Source organism: Pantoea sp. X-Soil-TKNS-1279, from assembly GCF_059730565.1.
In genome coordinates, this window is sequence record NZ_AP035948.1 from 2,918,896 (window position 1) to 2,930,758 (window position 11,863).

The window sequence follows — 11,863 nt, forward strand, 5'->3', positions numbered from 1 at the left end:
AAAGGGGCGACCTTACGGTTCGCCCCTTTGCTTTTCCTGGTGTTGGCGTTAAATCAGGCGGCTTTGGTTGCCAGCTCTTCTTCCGGGCGTTTCAGGATAGCGTAGCCAAGGCCCGCCACCGCTGTACCAATCACGATGGACATCAGGTAACCCAGTACCGGCGTAATCGCCCCTGGAATCAGCAGCACGAACAGACCACCGTGTGGTGCCATCAGCTTCGCGCCAATTGCCATCGAAATCGCACCGGTCACCGCCCCACCAACGATACAGCATGGCAGGACACGCATCGGATCACGCGCTGCGAACGGAATCGCACCTTCAGAGATAAAGCACAGGCCCAGTACCAGCGCAGCTTTGCCACCTTCCTGCTGACCTTTGTTGAATTTACGACGCGCAACAATAGTCGCCAGACCCATCGCCAGCGGCGGCACCATACCGGCGGCCATAATCGCGGCCATCGGTGCGTAAGTCTGCGAGCTCAGCAGTCCCACACCAAATGCGTAGGCCACTTTGTTCACCGGACCCCCCATATCGGTACACATCATGCCACCGAGGATAGCGCCCAGCAGGACAGCGTTCGCCGTACCCATGTTCGCCAGCCAGTGAGTCAGGCCGCTCATGATGCCCGCTACCGGTTTGCCTACCACGTAAATCATCAGCAGGCCGGTGATCAGACTGGCAACCAGCGGAATAATCAGAATCGGTTTTAGCGCTTCCATACTTTGCGGCAATTTCACTTTGCTGCTCAGCATCTTCGCGGCATAACCGGCAATGAAACCGGCGATGATACCCCCCAGGAAACCGGCGTTAATGCTGGTCGCGATCATCCCGCCAATCAAACCTGGCGTCAGACCCGGGCGGTCAGCAATGGAGAAGGCGATAAAGCCTGCCAGCACCGGCACCATCAGGGCAAAGGCGCTGCCGCCACCAATCTGCATCAGCGCAGCGGCGAGGGTGCCCGGCTCTTTAAACGCGGTGATACCGAAGGCGAAGGAGAGCGCAATACTCAGACCACCAGCCACCACCATCGGCAGCATGTACGACACGCCGGTCAACAGGTGACGATAAGCACCGGTTTTTTCCTGCTTATCTTCCTGGCCGCCAGTAGCACGCGCACCGCTTGGCTGGTAAGTTTTGGCTTCGGTCTGGGCTTTATCCAGTTCCTGCGCGGTTTTCTTCAGCGCAAGGCTGGTTGAGGTACGGTACATCGGCTTCCCGGCGAATTTCGCCAGATCCACATCGATATCGGCCGCAACCACCACCAGATCGGCAGCTGCCACTTCTTCCGGGGTGATAGCGTTACCCGCACCCACGGAACCGCGGGTTTCCACTTTCACCCACCAGCCACGTTTTTTAGCTTCAGCTTCAATGGCTTCGGCAGCCATAAAGGTATGCGCTACGCCAGTCGGGCAAGCGGTGACAGCAACGATGCGTTTCGGCCCGCTGCTCTGTACCGCAGCCGGGGCGGCAACCGCACTTTGCACCGGTTGGGCGTTGGCTTTCGCCTGGCTGATTGTCGCCAGCGGATCGCGCAGCAACTGCTGAACATCCACCAGCGCCAGTGATTTGCCTGCCAGCTGTGCATCGCTCGGGGCGTTGTGACCCGCCACCAGCACCAGGTCGGCGTCAGCAGCATTTTCTGTAAGGGTAAGACCAGCCTGCGCGGCAACCGCACGCAAACTTTCCATCGCTAAATGACCTGAGGCGAGGCCCAGGGAAGAATCTTTAATCAGCAGCGTTTTCATTATACCTCTCCTGCTGTTAGTTAACGGGTTGTAAGTCAACACGCGCCATCATCGCGGCCAACTGGGTACGATCGGTAACCCCAACGTTGCTCTGGCTGACGGCCATAGCCGCCACTGCCGTTGCAAGACGCAGGGTGTGTTCACTGGATTCGCGCATCAGCAGGCCATAAATCAGTCCACCAACCATTGAATCCCCGGCACCTACGGTGCTGACCACTTCACACGCAGGCGGTTTGGCAATCCATTCGCCTGAAGCATTCACCCACAGCGCCCCTTCTGCTCCGAGTGAAATCACTACATGGGCTATGCCCTGCTCGCGCAGCTCATGCGCGGCATCAATCACATCTTTCAGCGTCGGCAGCTTACGCCCCGCCCAAATCTCCAGTTCGCGGCGATTGGGTTTTACCAACCACGGCGCGGCTTTCAGACCTGCCACCAGCGCTTCACGGCTGCTGTCGAAAATGATGCACGGACATTGAGTGCGCAGATCGCTCATCCACTGGGTAAAGGCTTCCGGCGCCACACCTGCTGGCAGGCTGCCGCTGACGCACACCATGTCGAACTGACCAAGCCAGGTCAGAGAGTCGGCGGTGAAGCGCTCCCAGTCCTGGGCGGTGACGTCAAAACCGGAAAAGTTCAGGTCGGTCACTTCACCGTCTTTTTCCGTCAGCTTGACGTTGATACGGGTACGGCCCTGCACCACCTGAAAACGGTTGGCGATACCCAGCTCGCTGAACAGCTGCTGAAAGCCGTCCTGGTTCTCTTTACCAAGAAAACCACCCACGGTGACATCGATGCCTAAGTCTTTCAGCACTTTCGCGACATTGATGCCTTTACCTGCGGCATGCAGGCCGGTGGTTTTAACCAGGTTAACTTCCCCGCGCTCGATCTCCGGCGTATAGCCGACCAGATCATAAGCCGGGTTAAGTGTGATGGTGGCTACGCGACGACTCATGCTACCCCCTCGCCCAGGCCGCTATTAATGGCCTCTTCAATGGCATTCAGTGCCTGCTGTGCATCTTCACCGCTGGCGGTAAAGCGCAGGCGATGACCTTTCTTCACACCCAACGCAACCACTTTCATCAGGCTGCGACCATTGGCGGGTTTACCGCTGCCGTCAAGGTTGGTGACGGTGATGTCGCTGTTAAACTGTTTGATCACGCTGACCAACGCGGTACCCGGACGGGCATGCAAACCGTGTTCGTTACGGATGGTGTATTCAGCGGTCAGCATATCGGCTTGTTCGTCCACTTCGCTGGTCAGCAACGCCAGAATCCCGGCAGCATCGGCTTTCAGCAGACGTTCAGCTTTATTGGTATGCAGTAAGCTGCTGAGGTAGCCCAGCACTTCCAGGGGACGGTCGTCACTGGCTGCCACGGTCACCAACAGCGCCACGTTTTCACCGGCGTGGTCAAACGGTGTTGCCGCACGGCTGACGGCCACGGCGCTGTTCAGGTTGCCGATGGCGCTATCGCTCAACCAGATGCCCTGGCCGAGACTCAACGGCGCGTTTGATACCACGCTGGCAACGAAACCAGCATCCACGGCACCTGCCGCCTGTAAACGACCGGCGTTCAGTGCCTGCAACGTCATCAGGTCACTGGCAGCAACATCGACTGCAATCAAGGAAGTATCGAATTTGAATTCCGCCGCCTGCTTTTCACCCATCAGCAGCGCACGCAGATCTTCTGCCGATGCAGTTTTCAGCTGCTCGGCAATGCTGTCATCGCTGAGTACATGGGTCAGCTGACGCAGCAAGGCGAGATGTTCGTCGGATTTCGCAGCAATACCGATGGCGACATACGCCGTCTGGCCGTCGCCCCACGCCACACCCTGCGGGAACTGGAACACCTGCACGCCGGTTTTCAGCACCAAATCGCGGGTGTCGGTCGTACCGTGTGGGATGGCAATGCCGTTGCCGAGAAATGTGGTGGTTTGCTGTTCGCGCGCCAACATGCCATTAACGTAGCCTTCCGCTACATTACCCGCCGCGGTTAACGCTGCCGCGACCTGACGAATGGCTTCTTCTTTGTTCTGTGCGCTGGCACCGGTATGAATGGCCTGAACTTCGAGCTGGAACATATCTCTCCTCGCTTGCTGAATTGAATCGTTTCAGCTTGATGGCGAAAAAATACGCTGTACGACATCGGCTTAGCCGGGACGACAACGCTGAAACGTTTCAGGGAATATGGTACAGCTCTGCCCGACAGGCAAGAAAATCCGTAATCGACGTAGCAGATTTTTGACGCTACGCACACTTCAGATGTGATTTAGGATTTTCGCCAGATGCAACGCTGACGGTTTTGCTGTAACGCCAGCGGCAGTTAAAGCCACCATTTCAGCAAAATATCAGCAAATCTTCAGGGCGCGGTATCCGCTTCTAATTTCAGCAGATAAATCATGGCCTCAGCGCGACTGGTGTGACACATTTCGGCGCTGGGTTGCAGGCCCGCGCACACCGCCGGGCGTAACGGTGAACCAAATATTTTACAGCGTTGCTGGGCATCAAGCTGAATGCAGGGGGTATTGGCCGGTTTGCCATTGGGCATGCCAGGAATGGGAGATGAGATGGAGGGAGCTGTGCAACAGGCACCGCACTGGTCACGACACAACATTACAGGTACCTGCACCGGGATTTCGCGGCGACAATAGCAGGCTACCTGTGGGAACGCCACTTCATTTCCCGTAGCGGCGCGATTTATCACGCTCTTTTGACCTTTGGGTATAAAAAACCGCGCGATAAATCGCGCCGCTACACAATATGCCCGAATTCCCTACAAGATGGGAAAATTTGCGCCAGTCCGCTTGCCTGTTTTTACCGGCGCGGGTAACGTGGCGCGATCAATTCTCTCTTAGCGAGTAACACACGATGCCAAAGGCAAACGAAGTTAAAAAAGGGATGGCTGTCACCTGGAATGGCAAACTGCTGCTGGTGAAAGACATCGATATTCAAAGCCCCAGCGCGCGTGGCGCGTCGACCCTGTACAAGATGCGTTTTACCGACGTGCGTACCGGCATGAAAGTGGAAGAACGCTTCAAAGGCGACGATATTCTGGAAGCGATCACCCTGACCCGTCGCTTTGTCTCCTTCTCTTATATAGATGGTGACGAATACGTGTTTATGGATGATGAAGATTACACGCCATACACCTTCAAAAAAGAGCAGATTGAAGAAGAGCTGCTGTTTATTCCTGAAGGCGGTATGCCTGGCATGCAGGTACTGACGATGGATGGTCAGTTGCTGGCACTGGAACTGCCACAAACCGTTGACCTGGAAATTGTTGACACATCACCGGGCATCAAAGGCGCTTCTGCCAGCGCGCGCACCAAACCCGCCGGAATGAGCACAGGTCTGGTTATCCAGGTTCCGGAATATCTCAGTAATGGCGAACGCATCCGCATTCATATCGCGGAACGTCGTTATATGGGACGTGCTGATTAAGCACACCCTGACTGTCCGGCGCGTCACAAATGTTATAGTATAACAATCTGTTGGCTGCGCCGGGGAGTGTTCTCCTGCGCACGTTGTTCTCGATGATTGAGGCAGAATTGTGACGCATGTAAATCTGATTACCGGATTTCTCGGCAGCGGCAAAACCACCGCCCTGCTGCATCTACTCGCCAATAAGCCAGCCGGCGAAAATTGGGCAGTGCTGGTGAATGAGTTTGGCGAAATTGGCATTGATGGCGCGCTGCTTGCCGATCGCGGAGCCACGCTCAAGGAGATCCCTGGCGGTTGTATGTGCTGCGTCAACGGCCTGCCATTGCAGGTTGGCCTGAATATGCTGCTGAAGCAAACCAAACCTGACCGCCTGCTGATTGAACCTACCGGGTTGGGCCATCCCCGACAATTACTTGATATGCTACGCGCTGCCGTCTATCAACCCTGGTTACAGGTTGATGCTACGCTAACGCTGCTCGATCCGCGGCATCTGGCTGACGAACGCATTGTGCAGAATGAAAACTTCCGCGATCAACTCAGTGCCGCCGATATCGTGGTTGCAACCAAAAGTGACCGTTGGCATGCAGAGGATCGGCAACGACTTGCTGCCTGGAAACAGCAAAACCTTGGCGATCGTCAGTGGGTAGAAGCGGCCTTGGGCCAGATCGATCCCGCGCTACTCAGGCAACAGGGTTTGGCGGATCGTGCGGTTCCCCAAGCACAACATCACCACCCAGAATCTCGCCCGCAAGGGCTGGCGGCGCTGAAACTTGATGGTCAGGCGCGCTGGCGACGCGCGCTAAATGATGGTCAGGGTTATGCTTCCTGCGGCTGGATTTTCGATGCTGACACGGTGTTCGATACCCTCCCAGCCCTTGAATGGGCGCGGCTTGCGCCAGTGGACAGGGTGAAAGGCGTGCTGCGTACGCCTGACGGATTGGTCACCATTAATCGTCAGGGTGAGGACCTGTTTATTGAAACGCGTCCCACTACACCACCTGATAGTCGCATTGAATTAATCCACCATCAGCCCGTCGACTGGAACATTTTGCAGTCCGGTTTGTTGAAGATTCGTTTAAAATAACTGCGGTAGGTTTCCTCGTTATTTTTCTTTTTTTGAGTTGAACTATGCGCGCTTCTCGTCTTCTCACCATCCTGCTGTTGAATGTGCTGGGTGTGGTGATTTTCTTTTCCTGGTATTTGCCGCCCGACCACGGCTTCTGGTTTGGGCTTGATAAAGCCATCTTCTTTGGCTTCAACGATCAGATGGTGGTACACCACGGCTTTGCGATTTTGGTGGCGATCACCAACTTTCGCGGTTTTGACCTGGTGTCACTGCTGGCAATGGGGCTGCTCTATCTGTGGTTCTGGCGTCGCGAAACACCGCAGGGCCGTCGCCGGATGTTGGCAATCGGCGTCACCATGCTACTGACTGCGGTGGTGCTGAACCAACTGGGTCATCTGCTGCCCGTGCAACACGTCAGCCCGACGCTGTTCTTTGAAAACGTCCATCGCGTCAGCGAACTGACTGGCATTCCCGCTAAAGATGCATCCAGCGATAGCTTCCCTGGCGACCACGGTATGATGCTGATTATCTTTGCCTGCTTTATGTGGCGCTATTTCGGCTTCCGCGCTTTCCTGGTGGGTTTGGTGATCGTATTCGTGTTTGGTTTGCCGCGTGTAATGGCCGGTGCGCATTGGTTCACTGATATCGCTGTCGGTTCCCTGTCCGTCGTACTGGTGGGCCTGAGCTGGTGGTTATTAACGCCGGCCAGTGACAAATTAGTTAACTGGTTGTATCGAAGCTTGCCGGGTAAATATAAGCCGCAAGCGTAATTGTTTAGCGCGAGTGATCAAACAACAAAATAGTGATCGCTCGCGCTTAATGAAACCTTAAATAGATTATTAGCTCGCTAAGTAGTTATCAGTAAAAAGAAAAGATTATGGTGTGATCTGTTGTAGACCAGGCTTTTTCTTAATCTGTCCAGTCAGAACCCTCTTAAAATAGGCCTTAACGCCAGAATTAGCCCCTGATCCTGCCGCTATTTCCCTGTTTAATCGCTGCCAGTTGTCGATAAAGTAGCCATTGTGTTACAGATTGATTTCACATCGAAAAAACCTATAAAAATTTATATAAAAGCACTCGCCACGCGGTCTGTAATCGGTTAACCTCAAACGCAATCAGTAGCTGAACAGCATAAAATGTGGTTCCGAAGGCAACAAAAATGTGTGCATTAACACATTTTAGTAATTAAGGAATTGTCTTAGCTGGTCGCTCTTATTAATCTCGACTCGTTTTGTCATCTGGCTGGCGACATTTTGTCGTAAGGATTTCGAAGGAAAACACCCATAATGGTCAAGTCTCAACCAATACTGAGATACCTCAGACGGATTATTCCGGCAGTAGCATTAGCAACACTCTTATCAGCATGTAGCAGTACCCATAACGGGCAGAACGCGAATAACGAGAATCATGAAGTTAACAACCAGAATGGTTTTTTACTTCAGGCGTCTCAGGATGAATTCGAACAGATGGTGCGGAATGTGGATATCAAATCCCGCATCATGGACCAATACGATGACTGGAAAGGCGTGCGTTATCGCTTAGGCGGTGATACCAAGCGCGGCATCGATTGTTCCGCTTTTGTTCAGCGCACCTTTCGTGAGCAGTTTGGGTTAGATCTTCCGCGTTCAACTTATGAACAGGAAGATACCGGTAAGCAGGTCTCTCGTACAAAACTGCGCCCTGGTGATTTAGTGCTGTTCCGCGCCGGTTCAACCGGTCGCCATGTCGGCATCTATCTGGGTAATGATAATTTTGTACACGCATCCACCAGCAGTGGTGTGATGATCTCCAGTCTCAACGAGAGTTACTGGAAGGCACGTTACCGTGAAGCACGGCGTGTTTTAGGGCGTAATCCCAGCTAATCAATCCCCTTTGAAGATCCTCTCAGCCAGAGAATCAGAAGACGCTGCCCCGGCAGCGTTTTTTTTCGCCTGTCGTTTTTTTCTCCCTCAGAATCGATAAAAAGTAATTGAGAATCAGAAATATAACGAGACTTTTCTCGCGCTCTCGTTATATTCTCGTTCACTTACCTACCCTCATCAAATCGGGTTGCACAGCGGCGAAAGACGCAGCAGCAACCAGACGGAAGACGGGAAGACACCAGATAGCAGTAGTGCGCGGTTAACATAATAAAATGGCAAGACAAGGGGAATTCACTCCATGCCACTGTCGGGGACGTTGAAACGTCATGCAACCTATTCGCGCCGAATCGCCTGGAGCAGCGTGATCGTCGGCGCCGTGTTCTTTCTGTTGTTTGTCACTGTCCTGTTAACGATGACCTGGCAAAAAAGAGTTCAGCAGCATACGTTGCTGTTGTCTCATAGTCGGGACGATTTACAACAGGTGATGACAACTCTGGTCAATACCCTTTATCCACTTCAGCAATACACCCAACTGGAGTGCAACAGCGTTGGTCGCGAGCTTACCTCACGCGCCGCCTTCGCCGGTAATATTCGTGCCATCCTGTTGGTGCGTCATGGTAACGCCTATTGTTCATCCGCCACCGGGGCCTTCCTGTTGCCGGTGGGGGATATCTCCCCGGAATCAGAACTGGAGCGCGACAGCGATCTGCGCTTAATGGAAGGCACGCCGCTGCAACCCAAAAAACCGGCGCTGGTATTGTGGATGAAAAATCCCGGCAACGAAGAAACCGGCATTCTCACTACCATGAACCTCAGCCTTACGCCTTACCAGCTACTGGCCTCTTACCATCCAGAAATCACCGGCATGGCGCTGATAGTCGGTGATCGGGCTATATTAAGCAGCAGTAACCAAGTGGTGCACGTAAGCGATTTACCCCCCTCTCTGGCAAGTATTACGTTTAATCAGGGCACCATGCAGTTTGTCCTGTTTGGCTCCACCCTCGCCGCACCGGATTATCACCTGATTGTTCTCAGCGGCATATTATTTTCACTGCTGGTGGGTGGTGCCTGCTGGTTGCTGTTGACGATTCATCAACACCCCAGCAAAGAGATTATGCAGGGCATCAAACGAGGTCAGTTTCACGTTGAGTATCAGCCGCTGGTCACCGCACAAGACGGCAAACCCTACGGTGTGGAAGCCCTGCTACGCTGGACTCATCCGAGCGAAGGCATGATCCCGCCCGATGCATTTATCAGCTACGCTGAAGCCCAAAACCTGATTATCCCCCTCACCCGTCATCTGTTTAAATTGGTCGCGCGTGATGCTCATGAGATGTGTCATCAATTACCGCGTGGCACCCGCATGGGTCTCAACCTGTCACCATTGCACCTCGCTTCCGACAGTTTCCGACGTGATGTGCAGGACTGGATTGCCGACATGCCGCCCAATCACTTCAACTATGTGTTTGAGATTACTGAACGCACCATGGTGAAGGAGAAAAACGCAGGTGAAATCTTTGCCTGGTTGCATGATAACGACATCAAGATTGCGATTGATGATTTTGGCACCGGACACAGCGCCCTGATTTACCTCGAAAAATATCCCTTCGACTATCTGAAGATTGACCGTGGTTTTGTACAAAGCATCGGTACCGAAACCGTCACGTCACCAGTGCTGGATGCAGTGCTACTGCTGGCAAGAAAACTCAATCTGAAAACCGTGGCAGAAGGGGTGGAAACCGGTGACCAGGCAGCCTGGCTGGTTAATCGGGGGGTGACGCATTTGCAGGGTTATCTGTTTAGCCGCCCGCTGAAACCGGAGAATCTGGTGAATTATTATCAGCAGCAACTGGCTGCTGCGGGTTAACGTCACGCGAACGTCATGAAACTGCTACCATAAGGTGCGGATAACGAAAGGAGAGCGTCCCTCTTATGCTGCTTCGTTTAATCACAGCGTTATTGATTGGCTGTGTCATGTCGTCAGTACATGCGGAAACCATCAACGAAAGCTATGCCTTCGCCAAGCTGGGCGATCCAAAATATGAGGTGAACTTCACCCATTATGATTACGCCAACCCGGCAGCGCCGAAAGGTGGCAAGCTAACGCTGGCGGTGATCGGCACCTTTGACAACTTCAACCGTTACGCTTCGCGCGGCAATCCCGGCGCTGCGACCGATACGCTGTACGACGGTCTGTTCACCACCTCCGATGATGAGCCAGCCAGTTACTATCCCCTGATTGCTGAATCCGCTCGCTATCCCAGCGATTTCCACTGGATGGAAGTGTCCATTAACCCACACGCGCAATTCCAGGATGGCACGCCGATTACCGCGCAGGATGTCGCCTTCACCTTTCAGAAATTTATGACCGAAGGTGTGCCGCAGTTCCGCGTGGCATTTCGCGGCGTTGAAGTCAAAGCGCTGAACCGCCTCACGGTGCGGATTGATCTGCCCAAGCCGGATAAAGACTTAGCCCTCAGTTGGCTGACGCTGCCGGTGTTGCCGCAAAAATTCTGGCAGGATAAAAAATTCAACGAACCCATTGGTTATCCCCCCCTTGCCAGTGGCCCTTATCGCGTCACGTCGTATAAATCCGGGCAGTTTATTCAGTACAGCCGGGTGAAAAATTACTGGGCCGCCAATCTTCCGGTGAATCGCGGTCGTTTTAATTTCGACACTATCCGTTATGACTACTATCTCGACGATAATGTGGCGTTTGAGGCCTTTAAAGCCGGTGCCTTTGACCTGCGTCTTGAAGGTTCCGCCAAGAAATGGGCAACGCAATATCGTGGCCGCAATTTTGACAACCACGCCATCGTCAAACAGGTCACGCCGAATGATGTCTCCACCAATACCAGTTGGCTGGCATTCAATAATGAAAAGCCATTGTTTCAGGATTTACGGGTACGTCAGGCGATAAGCCTTGCTTTTGATTTTGAATGGATGAATAAGGCGTTGTTCTACGGTGCGTATAAACGCTCCAGCAGCTACTTTCAGAACACCGCGTATGCGGCAAAAGGTTACCCCGATGCCGCACAACTGATTTTGCTGGCACCTTACAAAAGCGAGCTGCCGCCGGAAGTGTTTACCAATGAGTATGCGCCCCCCCGCTCCGATGGTAGCGGTTTCGATCGTGACAATTTGCTGAAAGCCATGAACCTGCTGAAAGAAGCCGGTTGGGAGATTAAAAACCAGCAGTTGGTCAATTCGAAAACCGGTCAGCCATTCCGCTTTGAGCTACTGCTGAACAGCGGTTCAAACAATGACTGGACCCTACCGTTCCAGCACAGTCTGGCGCGACTGGGCATTCAGGCCTCCCTGCGTCAGGTAGACAGCTCACAATATCTGCGTCGCCTGCGCCACGGTGATTACGATATGACGCCATCAACCTATTACGCGATGCCGTGGCCATCGACCGATCTGCAAACCATCTGGCAGTCTGAATATATCGAATCAACCTGGAACACCGCGCGGGTGAAAGATCCGGTTGTTGATCACTTCGTGCAACAGATAGTCGCGGATCAGGGCAATGAGAAAGCGCTGCTGCCGCTCGGTCAGGCGCTGGATCGCATCCTGCTGTGGCGCGCCTATATGATCCCGATGTGGTACAACGCCGAACAACGGCTGGCATACTGGAATAAATTCTCGCACCCCGAAATCAAGCCCGCCTTCGCCACCGGGCTGGAAAACTGGTGGTACGATGTGAACAAAGCCGCGCGTTTGCCGGCCGATCGACGCTGAGGAGTGC

Annotated in this window: 10 protein-coding genes; 6 read left to right on the forward strand and 4 right to left on the reverse strand. The window is 53.7% G+C overall.

Annotated elements, in window-relative coordinates; genetic code table 11:
• Nucleotides 1–53: 53 nt before the first annotated feature.
• The 4 genes from fruA to AC6I8N_RS13670 form a co-directional block, all read right to left on the reverse strand.
• Nucleotides 54–1,745 carry a PTS fructose transporter subunit IIBC gene (gene fruA, locus AC6I8N_RS13655; RefSeq protein WP_497829281.1) on the reverse strand — a complete coding sequence of 564 codons (1,692 nt, stop codon included), beginning with the start codon at nucleotides 1,743–1,745 and terminating at the stop codon, nucleotides 54–56.
• 16 nt (nucleotides 1,746–1,761) lie between these two features.
• Nucleotides 1,762–2,700, reverse strand: coding sequence for a 1-phosphofructokinase (gene fruK / locus AC6I8N_RS13660; protein ID WP_021185010.1), 939 nt, complete (start codon nucleotides 2,698–2,700; stop codon nucleotides 1,762–1,764).
• Nucleotides 2,697–3,827 carry a fused PTS fructose transporter subunit IIA/HPr protein gene (gene fruB, locus AC6I8N_RS13665; RefSeq protein ID WP_497829282.1) on the reverse strand — a complete coding sequence of 377 codons (1,131 nt, stop codon included), beginning with the start codon at nucleotides 3,825–3,827 and terminating at the stop codon, nucleotides 2,697–2,699. The genes fruK and fruB overlap by 4 nt, the downstream gene beginning before the upstream one ends.
• A 278-nt stretch (nucleotides 3,828–4,105) precedes the next feature.
• Complete coding sequence (locus AC6I8N_RS13670) at nucleotides 4,106–4,360, reverse strand: YkgJ family cysteine cluster protein (RefSeq protein ID WP_036626791.1); 255 nt, start codon at nucleotides 4,358–4,360, stop codon at nucleotides 4,106–4,108.
• 254 nt (nucleotides 4,361–4,614) lie between these two features.
• Here AC6I8N_RS13670 and yeiP point away from each other — a divergent pair, with 254 nt between their 5' ends.
• From yeiP to AC6I8N_RS13700, 6 genes are all read left to right on the forward strand, one after another.
• Nucleotides 4,615–5,187: an elongation factor P-like protein YeiP gene (gene yeiP, locus AC6I8N_RS13675; RefSeq protein ID WP_021185013.1), complete on the forward strand. Its 573-nt coding sequence runs from the start codon at nucleotides 4,615–4,617 to the stop codon at nucleotides 5,185–5,187.
• A gap of 109 nt (nucleotides 5,188–5,296) precedes the next feature.
• On the forward strand, nucleotides 5,297–6,271 hold the full coding sequence (locus AC6I8N_RS13680; protein ID WP_497829283.1) for a CobW family GTP-binding protein: 975 nt from the start codon (nucleotides 5,297–5,299) through the stop codon (nucleotides 6,269–6,271).
• A 44-nt stretch (nucleotides 6,272–6,315) separates the two neighbouring features.
• Nucleotides 6,316–7,023 carry a phosphatase PAP2 family protein gene (locus AC6I8N_RS13685; protein ID WP_208723954.1) on the forward strand — a complete coding sequence of 236 codons (708 nt, stop codon included), beginning with the start codon at nucleotides 6,316–6,318 and terminating at the stop codon, nucleotides 7,021–7,023.
• 516 nt (nucleotides 7,024–7,539) lie between these two features.
• A complete protein-coding gene (gene mepS / locus AC6I8N_RS13690; RefSeq protein ID WP_013509814.1) occupies nucleotides 7,540–8,115 on the forward strand; it encodes a bifunctional murein DD-endopeptidase/murein LD-carboxypeptidase in 576 nt (191 codons plus the stop codon).
• 298 nt (nucleotides 8,116–8,413) lie between these two features.
• Entirely contained in the window at nucleotides 8,414–9,982 is a 1,569-nt protein-coding gene (gene pdeN, locus AC6I8N_RS13695) for a cyclic di-3',5'-guanosine monophosphate phosphodiesterase PdeN (protein WP_497829284.1), read from the forward strand.
• Nucleotides 9,983–10,047: 65 nt separating this feature from the next.
• Nucleotides 10,048–11,856: an extracellular solute-binding protein gene (locus tag AC6I8N_RS13700; protein WP_497829285.1), complete on the forward strand. Its 1,809-nt coding sequence runs from the start codon at nucleotides 10,048–10,050 to the stop codon at nucleotides 11,854–11,856.
• Nucleotides 11,857–11,863 lie beyond the last annotated feature (7 nt).

Bases quoted from the DNA above. Each gene is read 5' to 3' on its own strand.
- AC6I8N_RS13700 (WP_497829285.1), top strand. From the start codon at position 10,048: ATGCTGCTTCGTTTAATCACAGCGTTATTGATTGGCTGTGTCATGTCG.
- yeiP (WP_021185013.1), top strand. From the start codon at position 4,615: ATGCCAAAGGCAAACGAAGTTAAAAAAGGGATGGCTGTCACCTGGAAT.
- pdeN (WP_497829284.1), top strand. From the start codon at position 8,414: ATGCCACTGTCGGGGACGTTGAAACGTCATGCAACCTATTCGCGCCGA.
- fruK (WP_021185010.1), bottom strand. From the start codon at position 2,700: ATGAGTCGTCGCGTAGCCACCATCACACTTAACCCGGCTTATGATCTG.
- AC6I8N_RS13670 (WP_036626791.1), bottom strand. From the start codon at position 4,360: ATGTTGTGTCGTGACCAGTGCGGTGCCTGTTGCACAGCTCCCTCCATC.
- fruA (WP_497829281.1), bottom strand. From the start codon at position 1,745: ATGAAAACGCTGCTGATTAAAGATTCTTCCCTGGGCCTCGCCTCAGGT.
- mepS (WP_013509814.1), top strand. From the start codon at position 7,540: ATGGTCAAGTCTCAACCAATACTGAGATACCTCAGACGGATTATTCCG.
- fruB (WP_497829282.1), bottom strand. From the start codon at position 3,827: ATGTTCCAGCTCGAAGTTCAGGCCATTCATACCGGTGCCAGCGCACAG.
- AC6I8N_RS13685 (WP_208723954.1), top strand. From the start codon at position 6,316: ATGCGCGCTTCTCGTCTTCTCACCATCCTGCTGTTGAATGTGCTGGGT.